Annotated in this window: 16 protein-coding genes, 1 tRNA gene and 1 pseudogene; 6 read left to right on the forward strand and 12 right to left on the reverse strand. The window is 67.5% G+C overall.

The genetic code is table 11. From position 1 onward, the window contains the following. Positions 1 to 35: 35 nt before the first annotated feature. A complete protein-coding gene (locus M2421_RS09660; RefSeq protein ID WP_259206314.1) occupies positions 36 to 437 on the forward strand; it encodes a response regulator in 402 nt (133 codons plus the stop codon). A 462-nt stretch (positions 438 to 899) separates the two neighbouring features. Beyond that, positions 900 to 1562: a DUF3011 domain-containing protein gene (locus M2421_RS09665; protein ID WP_259206316.1), complete on the forward strand. Its 663-nt coding sequence runs from the start codon at positions 900 to 902 to the stop codon at positions 1560 to 1562. A gap of 28 nt (positions 1563 to 1590) precedes the next feature. Here M2421_RS09665 and M2421_RS09670 read toward each other — a convergent pair whose 3' ends face one another. Then, positions 1591 to 2265, reverse strand: a complete 675-nt coding sequence (locus tag M2421_RS09670; protein WP_259206317.1) for an MliC family protein — start codon at positions 2263 to 2265, stop codon at positions 1591 to 1593. Positions 2266 to 2544: 279 nt separating this feature from the next. Between M2421_RS09670 and M2421_RS09675 the strand changes: the two genes are divergently transcribed. Both M2421_RS09675 and M2421_RS09680 read left to right on the forward strand, forming a co-directional pair. Further along, positions 2545 to 2700: a hypothetical protein gene (locus M2421_RS09675; protein WP_259206320.1), complete on the forward strand. Its 156-nt coding sequence runs from the start codon at positions 2545 to 2547 to the stop codon at positions 2698 to 2700. A gap of 294 nt (positions 2701 to 2994) precedes the next feature. Further along, positions 2995 to 4437 carry a S41 family peptidase gene (locus M2421_RS09680; protein WP_259206322.1) on the forward strand — a complete coding sequence of 481 codons (1443 nt, stop codon included), beginning with the start codon at positions 2995 to 2997 and terminating at the stop codon, positions 4435 to 4437. Between the two features lie 11 nt (positions 4438 to 4448). On the opposite strand, the gene M2421_RS09685 is transcribed toward M2421_RS09680, so the two are convergent. Then, on the reverse strand, positions 4449 to 5339 hold the full coding sequence (locus M2421_RS09685; protein WP_259206324.1) for an NAD(P)-dependent oxidoreductase: 891 nt from the start codon (positions 5337 to 5339) through the stop codon (positions 4449 to 4451). Between the two features lie 94 nt (positions 5340 to 5433). Beyond that, on the reverse strand, positions 5434 to 5871 hold the full coding sequence (locus M2421_RS09690) for a hypothetical protein (RefSeq protein WP_259206326.1): 438 nt from the start codon (positions 5869 to 5871) through the stop codon (positions 5434 to 5436). A 138-nt stretch (positions 5872 to 6009) separates the two neighbouring features. On the opposite strand from M2421_RS09690, the gene M2421_RS09695 reads away from it, so the two are divergent. Both M2421_RS09695 and M2421_RS09700 read left to right on the forward strand, forming a co-directional pair. Further along, positions 6010 to 6882, forward strand: a complete 873-nt coding sequence (locus M2421_RS09695; protein WP_259206327.1) for a hypothetical protein — start codon at positions 6010 to 6012, stop codon at positions 6880 to 6882. 282 nt (positions 6883 to 7164) lie between these two features. Then, positions 7165 to 7992: a hypothetical protein gene (locus tag M2421_RS09700; RefSeq protein WP_259206329.1), complete on the forward strand. Its 828-nt coding sequence runs from the start codon at positions 7165 to 7167 to the stop codon at positions 7990 to 7992. A gap of 788 nt (positions 7993 to 8780) precedes the next feature. Here M2421_RS09700 and M2421_RS09705 read toward each other — a convergent pair. The 9 genes and pseudogenes from M2421_RS09705 to pal all read right to left on the reverse strand — a co-directional run bounded on the left by M2421_RS09705 (position 8781) and on the right by pal (position 14909). Further along, positions 8781 to 9224: a hypothetical protein gene (locus M2421_RS09705; RefSeq protein ID WP_259206331.1), complete on the reverse strand. Its 444-nt coding sequence runs from the start codon at positions 9222 to 9224 to the stop codon at positions 8781 to 8783. Further along, a complete protein-coding gene (locus tag M2421_RS09710) occupies positions 9221 to 9781 on the reverse strand; it encodes a hypothetical protein (RefSeq protein ID WP_259206333.1) in 561 nt (186 codons plus the stop codon). The genes M2421_RS09705 and M2421_RS09710 overlap by 4 nt, the downstream gene beginning before the upstream one ends. Before the next feature lie 14 nt (positions 9782 to 9795). Further along, positions 9796 to 10632: a hypothetical protein gene (locus tag M2421_RS09715; RefSeq protein WP_259206334.1), complete on the reverse strand. Its 837-nt coding sequence runs from the start codon at positions 10630 to 10632 to the stop codon at positions 9796 to 9798. Positions 10633 to 10966: 334 nt separating this feature from the next. After that, positions 10967 to 11572: pseudogene (locus tag M2421_RS09720) on the reverse strand (Presumed portal vertex protein); the annotation flags it as partial. Positions 11573 to 11833: 261 nt separating this feature from the next. After that, a tRNA-Lys gene (locus M2421_RS09725) sits at positions 11834 to 11909 on the reverse strand. A gap of 75 nt (positions 11910 to 11984) precedes the next feature. Continuing rightward, the gene (queC, locus tag M2421_RS09730; RefSeq protein ID WP_259206335.1) at positions 11985 to 12650 is read right to left on the reverse strand and encodes a 7-cyano-7-deazaguanine synthase QueC; all 666 of its coding nucleotides are present in this window, start codon (positions 12648 to 12650) and stop codon (positions 11985 to 11987) included. A gap of 96 nt (positions 12651 to 12746) precedes the next feature. Next, positions 12747 to 13445: a 7-carboxy-7-deazaguanine synthase QueE gene (queE, locus tag M2421_RS09735; RefSeq protein WP_259206336.1), complete on the reverse strand. Its 699-nt coding sequence runs from the start codon at positions 13443 to 13445 to the stop codon at positions 12747 to 12749. A 132-nt stretch (positions 13446 to 13577) separates the two neighbouring features. Next, positions 13578 to 14387, reverse strand: a complete 810-nt coding sequence (gene ybgF / locus M2421_RS09740) for a tol-pal system protein YbgF (RefSeq protein ID WP_259206337.1) — start codon at positions 14385 to 14387, stop codon at positions 13578 to 13580. A gap of 3 nt (positions 14388 to 14390) precedes the next feature. Then, the gene (gene pal / locus M2421_RS09745; RefSeq protein WP_259206338.1) at positions 14391 to 14909 is read right to left on the reverse strand and encodes a peptidoglycan-associated lipoprotein Pal; all 519 of its coding nucleotides are present in this window, start codon (positions 14907 to 14909) and stop codon (positions 14391 to 14393) included. Between the last annotated feature and the right edge of the window lie 2 nt (positions 14910 to 14911).

Consider the following 14911-nt stretch of genomic DNA (forward strand, 5'->3'; position numbering starts at 1 on the left):
GCCCTTTCCGCCCCAGCCCCAAGGAACACCGCGTCATGTTGTTGTCCAAGCGCCACGTTGCACCGCGCGTGCTGTTGATTGAAGACACCGAAGACACCCGTGAATTGAGCCGGATGGCGCTGGAAAGCCAGGCCTGCGATGTGGCTGCGGTGAGTTCGGCCGAAGCCGCGCTGGGGCTGCTGCTGGCCGGCGAGCGGTTCGACCTGGTGTTCACCGATGTCTGCCTGGGCGGCCTGAGCGGGATCGAGGCTGCCGAGCGCATCAAGGCCTTCCAGCCCAGCCTGCCGGTGCTGGTCACCTCCGGTCTGGACCCGGCCGACGTCACCGCACAGCTGCGCCCGGGCATCCATTTCCTGCCCAAGCCATACTCGATGAGCGAGCTGCTGGACGCCATCCGCGCCTGCTTCGGTGCCATGGAAACCGACCAGGCCGCGTGAGGCGCGTGCGCTCAGTTGCGGGGCGTGTAGCGCTTGTTGCCTGACGGCGTCAGGCAGTAGCGGCCACCCCGTGGGCCCGTGCACAGCGCGCCCGCGCTGCACGGACAGCTGCCCGCCGCAGTCGCGGCAGGCGGGGCGACCCGCGCGCTATTGCCTGGGGCGCTGCAGACCTTTTTCGACGCACTGACCGAGCCATCGTTGCAGACGAACCGGCCTGCGGCGCAGTGCGAGACCCCACCCTTGCGACCGGAGCATGGCGTGTTGCCCGCGTCCGCAACCACGCTCGCCATCAGGCACGTCGCCAGCAGCAGCCAGGCCATCCCGCCTCGTCGTCCGTGACCGCGCATCCCGGCCCCCTGTGGCCACCGCAGCGTTGTGCCGCGGGGAAAGCCTACGCCTTCATCCGGTTTTCATCCATGGATGGCATCGTTCCCCTGTGCCCTCTCCTGCCGGAACCGCACCATGCAGACCCGCCTTCTGCTTACCGCCCCCCTGCTGCTGGCCGCGTCGTTGTCGGACGCCCGTGCCGACGATTTCGTCACCTGCGAAAGCCGCGACAACCGCTACCAGTCCTGCCCGCTGCCGCGCGACGGCTACGTCAGCCTGGACCGCAAACTCTCCGGCGCCGACTGCCGCCAGGGCCGCAGCTGGGACTACGATCGCCGCGAGGTCTGGGTCGATGATGGCTGCCGCGCCTCCTTCCGGGTGCACGGTGGCGGTTCCCGCGACGACGACCACGACGACAACCATGATGCCAAGGTCGCCGCCGGCGTCCTTATCGGCGCGGCCATCCTCGGCGCGCTGGCCCACAACGCGAGCAAGCAGGATGACCGCTACACCGACGACAACTACCAGGGCCCGCGGCACACGTCCTACGTGCCCGGTTGGATGGTCGGCGAGTTCGAGGGCTACAACCCCATCTACGGGGCCGACATCCGCATGCGCATCGACAGCGACGGCCGCATGAGCGCACAGGCGCGCGGGCAGAACCTGAGCGGCTGGGTCAACGGCGGCCAGCTCAATGTGGGCGGCAACGTGTTCGACATCAACCAGAGCCGCGACGGCTTCGTCACCACCGAAGTCGGCGACCGCCAGAACGAGGTGCGCTACCGTCGCGTACGCTGAGCACGCACGCGACGTCCGCCGGGCCTGCTCAGCCGGCAGCCTTGCAGCTCATCGTGGTGCCGTAGAAGTCCAGCGTGGCCTCGCCCTGGTGCTCCCAGAACTCCACGCCCTCGCGGGTATAACGGCTGCCGCTGGCGGCCTGGGCCGGGAACACGATCGCCTGGTCCTTGCCCCAGCTGACCACGGCCGCCTGCGGGTCCAGTTCGTTGTAGAACACCACGCTGACCGGCTTGCTGGCGTCATCGCACTGGTACCTCACCGGCGTCGGTGCGGGCACGCCGCCACTGCCGATGTTCAGTTCGACGATCCGGGTCTGGTAGGACTCGACCAGGCAGCGGTGACGGTCCACGGCCTGCCAGCAGGCATCTCGCCCTTTCACCCAGCCGCGCTGTTCGGCAGCGATATCCAGCTCATCCGGGCTGGTCTGCACGCGCTTGTAAAGAGCGGCCAGCTGCCGGTCCAGCGCGGCCAGGCGGGCGTCACCACAGACCAGTTTTTCTGATTCGGACTGCGCCTTGGCGCAATCGAATGACGGCGGCTGCAGGGTCGGCTCGGCCGCCGTGGCGGGGGGCGCGGAGGTCGGCACAGGCGTCGTCGTGGCGGTGCCTGGCGCGGGTGCGGGCGTGTCGGTATCGGACGGCGCAGGTTTGGAACAGGCCGCGAGCGCAAGCGCCCCCACCCCCAGCAGGACGAAACGGTTCATGGCACCTCCAACAGCGATCGACGAAAGACCCGCTATTGTGCGCCGAATCGTGCCCGCACCGTGTGCAGGCCAAGCCAGTTCAACGGTGGCGTGCGTGCGCGACGGCGCCGTCGCGCCTGCGGCGGACAGGCGGAGCGGGACGACGCGATCCAGCGTGAACATGAATGGCAGGACGGCCTGCGCACCACCCTGACCCCACCCTCATCCGCATGCGACCGCTGCGTAACAGCGATGGGCGCAGCATCGATATCACGACATAACGTCGTAGTGGAGTATGCAATGTCCAACATGCAGAACAACGAAAACAACGTCCAGAAGAATGCCGCGGCCCAGACCGACCAGCAGAAGGAGCAGGAGCGCAAGGACACGCTGGCCAGGCAGCAGAAGCAGGAACAGGACACCAAGGACGCCAGCAAGAACCAGCAGCAGAAGTAACTGCTGCGTAGAGAGTGGGGCTGCGCTACGCGCAGCCTCATGCTGTCGGTGTTTCTTCCCGGCACTCTGTGGTGGAAGCCGTTGAACAGTGCCCACGGGCGAACAGCGTGCAGTGGATACCGCTGTCGCAGCCAGGGGTGCTGCGTAATGCACCGTTGCCTCCAGGACCTGCCATGCGTGGCCCTTTCGCCACCGGGTCGCGTTGGCTAGGATCGGAGGTTCGCAGGCGCATGCAGCGCCTTGGCAGGGAGCGCGGCGATGTCGGCAGGACACTTCTCGAGGCCAGGAGCGGTGATGGCCGTGGCGCTGTCGATGGCGTTTGCCAGCCACGCCGCCCCCGCGATTGATCGCGACGCCTGGCGCGGCGATCTGGCGGTACTGAAGCAGACCCTGCAGAACGACTATGCACACCTGGCCTGGATGGCGTCCGGGCAGAGCGGCGTTGACCTGCCCGCCCTCGAGCGCGATGCACAGCAGGCCATCACCACGGCCGGCAGCGATGCGCAGGCGGAACAGGCACTGCGCGCGTTCCTGGCCGGGTTTCACGATGGCCACCTGAAACTGCTGGATCGGCAGGCAACCGAGGCGCCCGCATCGGCCCCCGCCGCAGTGGACCCGCGCACGCTGGAGGCCTCCACAGGCTGCGCGGCGCTGGGCGTACTGGACGAAGGTCGGCACGACTACAGCGTGCCGCTACAGACCCTGCCCGGCTACCACCCTACGGCCGGCGGCGCCGACCCGGCATTGCGCAGTGGGGTCGTCGCGCTGCCGGATGGCCACCGCCTCGGCCTGCTGCGCCTGCATGAATTCGATGCGCTGCGTTACCCCGGCCTGTGCCACCGCCTCTGGGGGCAACTGCGGCATGCCGACGCAGTGAACGACATGCGGGCCACGTTGAGTGACGCGTGGGTGGCCGAGATCGCCGCGACGCTGCGGCGCTTCCAGCAGCAGGGCGTGGATGCGGTGCTGGTGGATGTGGGCACCAACCCGGGCGGCGACGACAGCGGCGACACGCTCACGCGCCTGTTCAGCGGCTCGCCGGTGCAGTCGGCGCCGCTTTGGGTCAGCCAGTCCGCGGCCGGGCGCGACTACCTGCAGGAGCAGTACGAGCGCATCGACGATGCCCTGCGCCGCCATCATCCCGACGCAGGCGCGCGTCCGCTGCTGGTCCAGCAGCGCGACCGCTTCGCCGCGTCCCTGCGCGCCACGCAGGCGCCGCCCTGCGACATGACGTGGGTGTGGCAGTCATCGCGCGACTGGCAGGCCCTGCCCTGCCGGCGCCTGGTCGCCGCCGGCAGCTCGGGCGGTCCCCTTGCCACCCCGGCGGTGGACCGCATCAATGATTTCCTGATTGCCCACCGGCTGGACTGGGCCCAGGACCTGCGCCGGCACTGGGCAGCCTGGCAAGGGCCGGTGTATGTGCTCACCGATGCGAAGACCGTCTCCTCGGCGGAAATGTTCGCCGCACGGCTGCAGGACAACCACATCGCACGCGTGGTCGGGAGCACGACCGGCGGCTACGGCTGCGGCTTCATGAGTCCACCACCAGCCCGCACCTTGCCGCACTCGAAGCTGCGCATACGCATCCCGAACTGCGTGCGGCTGCGCGCCGATGGCAGCGACGAAGTGGCCGGCATCTCACCGGACCTGCCCATCGACACGCGCACCGATGAATCGGCCCGCGCCCGCGCGCAGCGGGTGCTGGATGCGGTAAGCGTGGACCTGGCCCGGCACTGACACGCGGCGTGTCAGTCAACCGTGCAGGGCGCGTCGCGCATCGGATGCGGCAGCACTTCGATGGAATGCTCGGCCAACTGCGCCAACACCGCTTCCGGGCCACGCTGGCTTCGCCAGCCCAGGCCGATGCTGGCCGCGGTGGCATCGTGGATGCGGTCGATCACCGGCAGCGCCCAGCCGCGGCGATCGTACTCGGCCAGCCACTGCGGGCAGCGTCGCGCCAGCACCACGCGCGGCTCAGTCACCAGCCGTTCGCAGTCTTCCGGGCCAAACGGCGTGGCGCCGCTGACGATATAGCGCTGGAACATCGGGCCGGTGTTGTGCAGCGCCGCCGCATGCGCGTCGGCCACGTCGCGCACGTCGATGCCGCGGTGCAGGCGGTACAGCAGCAGGCGCTCGGCCGTCTCCGGGAAGCAGCGCGACATGCGGATCACCCGCACCTGGAACCCCGGGCTGGCCGCCTCCTGCAACCACTGCTCGGCCGCCAGCTTGGAACGGTGGTACACCGTGCGCGGCAGCGGCGTCGTGCGTTCGTCGATCCAGGTGCAGCGCCCCGGCACGATGGCATGGCCATACAACGCGGTGGTGCTGGTGAAGACGAAGCGCGACACCCCGGCCTCGCGCGCCAACATCGCCAGCGAGCGCGTGCCTTCGACATTGACGCGTTGGAATTCGCTGTCCGGGACCAGCCCGACGTGCGGCGCATGCAGCGCCGCCGAGTGGATCACCGCGTCCACCCCGACCAGCGCGCTGCGCAGTGCCCGCGCGTCGGTGATGTCGGCCACGTGCCGGGTGGTGTTGAAGGGGTTGCGGTCGACCCCCACCACCTCGTGCCGTGCGGCCAGCGCGCCGAAGATCGCGCGCCCGACCCGGCCTGAACTTCCTGTCAGCAGAATCTTCACTGTGTGGGACTTGGTCAGCGCCCGGGAGCTACCGGGATGGCTCGATTGTAGCCATAGTCGGCCGCCAGGGAGTACGCCACGCCGCGCCCCGCGGTCAGTCGCCGTCGGTGCCGGTTACCCGGAGCACATGCCTGGAGCCGGCATTCTCGATGGCAGTACACACCGCCGCCCGGGCGTTCACGTCGCCAATGGCGACACGGACCTCGATGACCGGGTTGACGAACAGGTGCTTGAGCCGCGTGCGAAACGGCACTGGGCGCTTGAACCTGCCGGCCGTGATGAAAAACCGGACGAATCCTTCCCACAGCTTCGCCGCGTGCTCATGCTTTTCCAGCGCGGCGGCCACCAGGTCGATCTGGACCAGATGGGCAGGCAGCGGCAGTTGATCGGGTTCCCAGTCATCACTGTTCCCGACCGCCGCGATGGACACGCCCTCCCTGCGCGTGTCCAGGACAAGAACGTTGCCAAACCGGCAGAGCGTCTCGCCGTCCTCGGATTCCAGTCGCGTATGCGTGCGGCCGATTCTGATCATGGTCTGTGAACCAACGTCCGTTTGGTTGAGGCAGCAGACTAGCACCATCGTCGCGGGCGATCGACCAAGCCGCACATTGCCCGGCGGGAGCAGCTCGCCTACGCTCCCGACTCGCTTTCCTCCAGGAACCTCTCGACCATGCAAGCACGCTTGCCCGGGACCGCGCCGCGCGCCCTCCCGGTTGCTCGACCAGGCGCGCAGCGCTGGCGCCGTCGCATCGCCGGCTGGGTCGTATCCGGCGCGCTGGCCCTGCTCGCCGGCCCGGCGGCCGCGGACGCACTCGACGATGCCGGCGTGGCCCAGGAACGCGCGCTGCTGCAGTTCCGGCTGCTGGTGCTGGAGGCCGGGGATGCGGGTGCCGTGGCGCGGCTGGCCCGCCAGGACGCGATGGACCTGCTGGCACGCATCGCCGACCGGCGCGGCCTGCTGGAGCAGGTCACGTATCGGCCGGAAGACCTCGACCGCTTGATGGGCATATGCCGACGCGCCCAGGACGCCAACAACCAGCTGTTCCAGCTTGGGGTACCGACGGCCCCCGCCCCCGGGCAACTGCATGAGGCTTTTGCGGTCCGCGTGGAAGAGGAGATGGAACGCAACCGGCTGCGCTTCCAGCCGCAGCTCACCGTGACGCTGCCGTTCGTGATGCGCTGCTCTGCGATCATGCCGCGACTGTTGGAGCAGGTTGTCGACGCCCGGGCGAAACAGGACCTCGCGGAGAGCGAGCGCATCGACCCGGCCCCGATGCGGGCCGGCGTCCAGCGCGGGTACCTGGGGGTGCTACGCATGATCGATGTCCCCGGCTACGGCCCCGACCTGAAGCAGGCATTGGCGACGGCACTGGCCGATACCGCCGACGCCACCGCACGCATGCTGAGCGTGCCGCAGCGCCAGGCCATCGCCGAGCGCCTGGACGCCAGCGCGGCGGCAGCCGAGGTGGCGCAGCAGGCGCACCTGCGCAAGGCCGCGGCCATCTTCCACGCCGCGCCCTGCAACGCGCTGTGCCAGATGTGACGCGGGCCGGCCACACTGGCGGCCGATAGCGTGCGCCGTGGCTGTGCTGGCCTTCCGGCGCGAGGTTGCGCAGCCCCTCCGGGGGCATCTCCGCGGCGAAAACGTTGCCGCCGCGCTACGACGCCTGACCGGCTTCCGATTCGATGCATGCCCGTGCAACCGGGGCTGATCATGCGCAGCAAACCAACGTCCGTTTGGTCGACGCGGGAGACCCGCGACGGGCGCGGGCACCAAAAGCGGAGTTTAATGACGGCTGGACACTCTCTACACGGAACGTAGCCGATGAAGCCCCTGCTGCTCGCGCTCTGCCTGCTCAGCCCCGCCGCGCTGGCCTGCACCACCCACCACTTGCCGCTGTCGGGCACGGTCACCGTGCCGAGCTGTTCCCCGGCGCAGGACCCCACCGGCTGCGTGCCCGCCGGCAGCACCGTGTATGCGTACACCCAGGCGGTGCCCGACCGCGATACGGTGCTCACGATCGCCCTGCAGGCCAGCCCATGGCGCATGTACGACGCGCAGATGCGCATCCTGTCGGTCGAGGACGTTGCCGCCGCGGCCAGGCCGCAGCTGGTCGGCAAGGTGCAACGCGTCGAGCTGCTCGGCTCATGGACCGGCGTATCGCCCGCCCCGGGCACGCCATCGCTCGCCAGCCGCGTCTCCACGGCGCTCGGCGGCGTCCCGGTGAGCGGCGAGGACGGCTTCCTCTGGCTGGCCCAGGACGGCACCCGCCGCACGACGCGTCAGGCGTTCACCCTCCGCGAGGGCGATGGGCCGTACTTCCTGCCGCGGGGCGCCGACGTGCTGGTCGCCCTTGCCGCCGGCTGGCCGGCCTTCGTGCAGGCGCGTATTCCGGCCGACGACCCCGACCTGCTCATGCGCGCCGCCGCCGGCGTCGATGTGTTCTTCCTCTGCCCGGACAAGGCCCTGGCCGGCTTCGAGGACGCCGCCGCCAAAGGCAGCGCGATTGCCGCCTACAACGCCGCGTTGATGCGGCTGGAACGCGGCCACGGCGGCGACCGCACCGCGGCCCTGTTGCTGCTGGAGCGCGGCGCGGCACTCGGCGACGCGCGCTCGCGCGAGCGGCTTGCCAGGGAACAGGCCGCGAACTAGCGGACGCGACCCGCACCGCCCGGTCGGCTGGTGAGCTACTGCCTGCGCCTACGAAAAAAGCGCCACATGGGCGCTTTTTTGATACCGCAATTGGTGGGCCGTGATGGATTCGAACCATCGACCAAAAGATTAAAAGGCTCCACATTCACGCCTGAAAATCAATGACATATGCGTCGCATTTTTTCCGATGCAACCCCGTGGAACCCGCGTTGTAGCGCGGCTGCGGATGCCATTTTTCCGGCGAGCTGCCCGTCCTTCCCCGCCAACACTCCTGTCGATCGACAGGGAGCTGCTGCAGCCTTCGGCGGCCAGCAATCCCATCCGAACGGCGGTGGCAGACGCGACTTGGCCAGCCCGTCCGCGCGCGCCGCCTCCCGATACGCAGTGATCCTGACCGCATGCGGGCCGGTCTGATACCTGACTGCACACATCTTGACTGCGGCGTGGGCCTGATCGAATCTGCTGCAGCGACAGCATGCCACACGAGATCCTTGTGCCAATCCGAGCTGGCCATTCCAGGCGCTGCAGTCTCAGTGACTATGGAGCCAACAAGCCACTGCTAACGCTATTTCTAGATGGAGATCGCAAATCGGAGCAAGCAGGAGAGTCCGTAGGAATCCCCCTACTCCGGCGCGTCAATCCTCACCTAAACTAGGAAGGAGGGCTTCCAACGACGCCCACTTGCTTGACTTTTCACGAATCCGCGGCTCGCCGCATGCGAGCCGCGGAAGGCGACTCGTCGGTCGCCGTCGGACGGGAGCGCGCTCCACGCGCTCCCGTCCGACGGCTCACGGTGTGATGACGATTCGGTTCGCGCTGTTGCCGTCCCCGGCCCGGCTCGCGTTAGCAACCGTACCCGCCGGCCGCGTGCACGTGCTGGTGTGCTCGACGGCGTTGGTGACGACGCCATTGGCATCGGTCAACGTGGTCCGCCAGCGGAACATCGCGGTCGGCAGCGGCGAGGTGTTCGTGCAGCGGAAATTGAAGGTCAGCGGCGAGGGCGTCGCGCTGGTGTAGGTGCCGTTGTAATCGCTGCAGGTCCACCCGGACGCGCACTGGACGATCTTCGTCTGCCGCTTCACCGGAAAGGCGGGATTGCCTTGATAGTGAACCGAGGCGGGGATGTTCACCCCTTGCGGCCCGCTGACGCTGGCGAGGCTCAGGATTTTGAAGGACAGCCCGTAGGCCCACAGGTACTCCTCCATCTCGGCCTCGCACAGCACGCGTTTCACCTGGCCCGCCGGCATGGTCGGGTACATCGGGCAGTTGGAATCGTCGCCGTGGTCGAATCCCACTGCATGCCCGAATTCGTGCAGGAGCGCGGACTCTCCGTCGAACCGATCCGCTGGAATGGTGGGCGCCGTCGTGCAGATGAGCTGGGTGACGCCGGGCGTCTGATCCATGCGCTTGCGGTCGACGTAGATGTCGGCGTTGAGATGGTCCCCGTGTTCGGATTGACCGTTGTGCGTGTTTCCATTCCTGCGCCGGGGGTGACGTTGTCGGCGTCTTCGACGGTGATGTTCGCGTAGTTGAAGGCCTGAGTCTGTTCGCTGACCCGCGGATGGGTCGCCAGACTGTCGGTGGGCAGGTACAGGTCGGCGCCCACGGCGTTCCAGGCATTGGTCGCGCCGATGGCCGAAAAAATACAGCTCGACACGGAACTGTGGAATCCGACCCGGACGGACGTCACCTCCCATTGCTGATTAACCGCGGCCGGCGCGGCGTGGGCGAAACCCGCGCACGCGAACAGCCCGCTCGCCAGGGCGGCGCGCAAAAATTCGATGTTCATGAAGGCCTCCTGCCTCAGTGCTGGTCCAGGGAAAACGCGCGGAGCTGCCGCTCGGCCGTCTTGATGTCCTTCGGGTTCGCGCCCGAACGCGCCGGTTGCGGGCCGGCGAGCAGGGCGCCGCCGTCGGACACTTCATAGATCAGAAACGGCAGCGCGCTGAACGCCGCCTCCGGTTGCTTGCGCGCCTCGGCCGTCCACTGCTCGTACAGATTCTTCGACAGCGCGAGCAGGTAACGCTTGCCGGGAACGAGAGCGACTTCGGACGACACCTCCATCAGCAGGCCGTCCGGCATGAGCCCGGATTTGCGCGCGAGGTACACCGTGTCTCCCGGCGCGCGCGAACCCTTCAACGAGTCGACGACGGTCAGCGGAATCGCCGACAGGAAACCGTCCAAACGGGTTCGCCCTTGCACGGCCCGCCCGGCGGTGGCGATCACGACCGTGTCGGCCATCGCCATTTGCTCGCCGGGCGAGGCCGTGCCCGAGAAAAATTTGCGCACGAGCTCGAACAGGTCCACATCGCGTTTGCGATAGGCCGATACATCGGCGGCCGTGAAGCCCAGCGCCGCCAGATCGATCGCGGCCTCGCGCGTCGCGGCCTGCCGCTGCTCGACGCTCAAGCCGATGACGTGGCCGGTGGCGTCGCGCAATGGCGCCGGCGGTCGCGCGTCGCCCGTCGCGACCAAGGCCTCGTACGCGCCTTGGCGATCGCGCCGGGACAGGGCTTGTATGCGTTTTTGCTGGTGCGACTGCGCTTGCGCAAGTTCGTTAGCCGGCGCGGCCGAGACGGCGGCCGGGAGCGAGACGGCGGCGCCGCTCAACAGCGCCAGGAAAACCAAAGTTCGTTGCATATCACTTTCTCCTTGCGAGGTGTTCGTCCGTACCGTGGACTGGGGTCGCTGTGCTGAACCGGCGGCCGGACCGCGTCGGCGGTCATTCGTTCGAAGCGAGGCCCCGTGCATGAAGGGCGTGGGCGTTCGACAGTGGCTCCGGCGAGCATAGCCCGGGACGTTCTCACCCGTGTCGGAGTTTTCCTAGGCGGGCCGTCGGATTAATCCTCCATTGCGGCGAACCGCGACGGGGCGCACCGTTGGTGCGTGCGACAAGGGACGCACTGCGATGCGCAGGCACGAACGATCGAACTGAACACATCTCACGACGCGAGCCGCGCGGCGAAATAGCCGCGTCCGTGCCGAGCCATTCATTGATAGCGGTCATGCGCGCCTGCAGCGGGGCCAGCTCCATGGCGGCCCAAACCTGTGCCGCCTTGCCGATATCACCAAAGCCGCCAGAGCTCTGCGCGACGATGCCAAGAAGCTGCGGCTGGACCCGCAGCGCGGTCAGAATGTCGTCGAGGGTGACGTTCTTGATGCCACTGAATTCATCTTTTGCCGCCACCTCGCTGATGGGAATCAGCTTGATGCCATCCTTCTGGCCACCCGGCGAATGCAGGAACAGGTTGCGGAAGTTGCCCATGCCCTTGGAGTCCTTCACCGCCTGCCGTATTGCGTCCACGTCGCCGTCGTTCACGTTCGCGTCGGACAGGTACAGGATGAAGCCGGCGTGGGACCCGTTGTCGTAGTAGCGGCGGCGGAACAGGGTCGCCGACTCGTTGAGCAGCGCCGACTGCACTGCCGACAGCCATTCGGGCATGCCGTAGATCTCTTGGTCCACGTCGGCGTCGCGAAGCTGGAAGAGGCTGCCCGGCTTGAACGCGTGTTCCTCGCGGTAGCCGCGGATTTGTAAGAACTCTCCAGGGACCACCCCTCGGCGGACGTACTGCGCCAGCGGCACAAGTGTTCCAGCGGCGCCCCGATCACAGAGTTCCGACGCTAGTTGAGTCGAAGAGGTTTGCCCTACACGTGCTAAAACATCACGGCCTTGCCGACAGCAAAAACAATATATCGGGTGGCCACGAATCTGAACCGATGCGGCAGTTTTACGATCAAGATGTGTTGCTCGTGAAACCGCCCCCCAAGCGCTGAATTTTCCGGCAATTTTTCCGGAGACACAAAAAAGGCGCCCTGCGGGCGCCTAAGTTGTTGATGCAATTGGTGGGCCGTGATGGATTCGAACCATCGACCAAAAGATTAAAAGTCTTCTGCTCTACCGACTGAGCTAACGGCCCATTGCTTGCCCCGCCATCGCTGCCGGGGGTGCGCATTCTAACCTATCTTGGCGCCCAGGCGCACCCGTGCGGCGATCAGGCGTAGCGGGTCGGGTCGGGCACGCCGGCCTCGGTGAAGCCCTGCGCGCGCAGGCGGCAGGCGTCGCAGTGGCCGCAGGCCGCGCCACTGTCGTCGGCGCTGTAGCAGGACACGGTCAGGCCGAAGTCCACGCCCAGGCGGACGCCTTCACGCACGATGTCGGCCTTGCTCAGGAACTGCAGCGGTGCGTGGACCTTGATCCCCGCCCCTTCCACGCCCGCCTTGGTGGCCAGGTTGGCCAGCGCCTCGAAGGCGGCGATGAATTCGGGCCGGCAATCCGGATACCCGGAATAGTCGACTGCGTTGACGCCGCAGAAGATGTCGTTGGCGCCCAGCACTTCGGCCCAGCCGAGCGCGACCGAGAGCATGATCGTGTTGCGTGCCGGCACGTAGGTGACCGGGATGCCCTCGCCGCCCGCGTCGGGCACATCGATGTCGTCGGTCAGCGCCGAACCGCCGATGCTGCGAAGGTCCACGTTGACGGTCTTGTGCGCAACCACGCCCAGCGCCTTGGCGACCGCGGCGGCGGCATCGAGTTCAGAGGTGTGGCGCTGGCCATAGCGCACGCTTAGGGCATGCACCGCAAAGCCCTGTTCCTGGGCGATGGCGATGACGGCGGCGGAGTCCATGCCGCCGGACAGGAGGACGACTGCTTTCTTCATGGGGGTGTTTCCGGTGGGTTGCGGGAGCCAGCACGCTGTCCCGCGCCGGGATGACTTCAAAAAAAGGCGTAGCGCGCGACCGCTCGCTCGCCGGGATCAACGGCCGGGTTCGTCGTCCCAGAGGATTTTGTGCAGCTGCATCTGGAAACGCACCGGCAGGCGGTCGGCGACGATCCAGTCGGCCAGCTCGCGCGGGCTGACCTGGCCCTTGCTCGGCGAGAACAACACCATCGAGCGCTCGTTGAGCCGGTGCTCGGCCACCATGCCGCGTGCCCAGTCGTAGTCCTCGCGGCTGCACAGCACGAACTTGATCTGGTCGCGGCGGGTCAGCAGCGGCAGGTTGTCCAGCAGGTTGCGGGCCATCTCCCCGGAGCCGGGGGTCTTGAGGTCGACCACGCGCGACACGCGCGGATCGACCGCGCTGACGTCCAGCGCACCGGAGGTCTCCAGCGACACGTCCAGGCCGGCGTCGCACAGCTTTTCCAGCAGCACCAGGCAGCGCTTCTGCGCCAGCGGTTCGCCACCGGTTACGCAGACGTGGTGGACGCCCTGGGCCAGCACCTCGGCCACGATCGCGTCGATGTCCCACCAGGTGCCGCCATGGAAGGCATAGGCGGTGTCGCAGTAGCTGCAGCGCAGCGGGCAGCCGGTCAGGCGCACGAACACGGTCGGCCAGCCGGCGGTATCGGCTTCGCCCTGCAGCGAGGTGAAGATCTCGGTGATCTTCAGGCGCGGCAACGGCGACTGCACGATCTCGCTGGGGAGCGCGGCGGCGGCGGACAAGGAAACGGTCATGGCGGTGATTCTTGGGGGACGGCTGCGGAAACGGCTATAGCCGAGCATGGCTCGGCTCTACGGGAGCCCCGATATCGGGGGATGCAACCGGTGATTATACCGGCACGGCCGCGTGGAGCGACCCGGCGCCGTTCAGCGGATCTGCTGGCCCAGCCGGATCGACTGCAGGCGGTCCTGCGCGGTACGCGCGGCGTCCGAGCCCGGATAGGTGGACACGACCTGTTCCAGCGTCGCCTGGGCCTGGTCGACCTTGCCTTCGCCATACTGCGACAGGCCGATCTTGAGCAGGCCACCGGACGCCTTGTCATGGGTCGGGTAGCGCGAGATGAGGTCGCGGAACTGCGCCTCAGCCAGCGGGAAATTGCGGGTGGCGTAATAACTCTCACCCAGCCAATACAGGGCATTGGGGGTGTAGACGCCGTTGGGGTACAACTCGAGGAAGCTCAGGAAGAGCTGGGCCGAGTCGTCGTAGTTGCCGGCCTTGAGCGAATTGAACGCCACGTTGTACGCGGTACGCTCATCGCCACTGGCGGCCAGGCTGCCAGCATCGCCATGCACGGATGGCGGCCGCTCGGAAGCGGCCGTTGCCGGAGTGGGGGCTGCTGCTGCCGGCTTGGGCGCGGCGGCGGCGGGTGCGGCGGGGAGCACGGGGGCGCCGCCTTCGAGACGGTTCAGGCGGCTGTCCAGGTCCAGGTACTGGTCCTTGGCAGACTGCTTGAGCTGTTCGTTGTCATGCTGCAACTGCTCGACCTGCGACTGCAGCGCCTGCACCTGGGTGCGGAGCTGGTTGAGCTGGTTGAGCATGTCCATGTTGGACTGGTTGTTCTGCACCTGCTGCTCAAGCGAACCGACGCGGTCGGCCAGGCTCTGCCGCTGCGCATTGGCCGGAGCGGCAGCCACGAGGGCTGCCGCAACGATCATCGATAGAAATCGAAAGCGCATCTATTACTGAGCCGTGTACACGATCTCGACGCGACGGTTCTGCGACCAGCAGGACTCGCCCGACTCGGTGCAGACCGGACGCTCTTCGCCGTAGGACACGACGGTCAGCTGCGACGCCGAGCCACCGTTGGCCTGCAGGGCGGAGTTGACGCCATTGCCACGACGCTCGCCCAGGGCCTGGTTGTACGCGCGCGAACCGCGCTCGTCGGTGTGGCCCTGCAGGGTGATGCGCGAGGACGGACGGTCACGCAGGTACTTGGCGTGGCAAGCCATGATGGCCTGGAATTCCGGCTTCACTTCTTCCTTGTCCAGGTCGAAGTACACCACGCGCTGGCGCAGGCAGGAATCGGTATCCAGGTCGCCCGGGCCGTACAGGCCGGAGGTCGACGGGCCGGTCGGGCTGGTGGACGAGGAGCCGGTATCAACCGCGGCTGCCGGCTGTTCCTTCACCTTCTTGGAGCAACCGGCCAGGGCGGCCACGGACAGCAGGGAGACAAGCAGAACTCGGGTGGTCTTGTTCATGG

This window comes from Stenotrophomonas sp. BIGb0135 (assembly GCF_024810105.1).
Classification (GTDB): Bacteria; Pseudomonadota; Gammaproteobacteria; order Xanthomonadales; family Xanthomonadaceae; genus Stenotrophomonas; species Stenotrophomonas maltophilia_AB.

What these genes read in the sequence shown, in the direction of transcription:
- M2421_RS09690 (WP_259206326.1), bottom strand. Translation starts at nt 5,871, where the DNA reads ATGATCAGAATCGGCCGCACGCATACGCGACTGGAATCCGAGGACGGC.
- M2421_RS09675 (WP_259206320.1), top strand. Translation starts at nt 2,545, where the DNA reads ATGTCCAACATGCAGAACAACGAAAACAACGTCCAGAAGAATGCCGCG.
- ybgF (WP_259206337.1), bottom strand. Translation starts at nt 14,387, where the DNA reads ATGCGCTTTCGATTTCTATCGATGATCGTTGCGGCAGCCCTCGTGGCT.
- M2421_RS09660 (WP_259206314.1), top strand. Translation starts at nt 36, where the DNA reads ATGTTGTTGTCCAAGCGCCACGTTGCACCGCGCGTGCTGTTGATTGAA.
- M2421_RS09665 (WP_259206316.1), top strand. Translation starts at nt 900, where the DNA reads ATGCAGACCCGCCTTCTGCTTACCGCCCCCCTGCTGCTGGCCGCGTCG.
- M2421_RS09670 (WP_259206317.1), bottom strand. Translation starts at nt 2,265, where the DNA reads ATGAACCGTTTCGTCCTGCTGGGGGTGGGGGCGCTTGCGCTCGCGGCC.
- M2421_RS09700 (WP_259206329.1), top strand. Translation starts at nt 7,165, where the DNA reads ATGAAGCCCCTGCTGCTCGCGCTCTGCCTGCTCAGCCCCGCCGCGCTG.
- M2421_RS09695 (WP_259206327.1), top strand. Translation starts at nt 6,010, where the DNA reads ATGCAAGCACGCTTGCCCGGGACCGCGCCGCGCGCCCTCCCGGTTGCT.
- M2421_RS09715 (WP_259206334.1), bottom strand. Translation starts at nt 10,632, where the DNA reads ATGCAACGAACTTTGGTTTTCCTGGCGCTGTTGAGCGGCGCCGCCGTC.
- queE (WP_259206336.1), bottom strand. Translation starts at nt 13,445, where the DNA reads ATGACCGTTTCCTTGTCCGCCGCCGCCGCGCTCCCCAGCGAGATCGTG.
- M2421_RS09680 (WP_259206322.1), top strand. Translation starts at nt 2,995, where the DNA reads ATGGCCGTGGCGCTGTCGATGGCGTTTGCCAGCCACGCCGCCCCCGCG.
- queC (WP_259206335.1), bottom strand. Translation starts at nt 12,650, where the DNA reads ATGAAGAAAGCAGTCGTCCTCCTGTCCGGCGGCATGGACTCCGCCGCC.
- pal (WP_259206338.1), bottom strand. Translation starts at nt 14,909, where the DNA reads ATGAACAAGACCACCCGAGTTCTGCTTGTCTCCCTGCTGTCCGTGGCC.
- M2421_RS09710 (WP_259206333.1), bottom strand. Translation starts at nt 9,781, where the DNA reads ATGAACATCGAATTTTTGCGCGCCGCCCTGGCGAGCGGGCTGTTCGCG.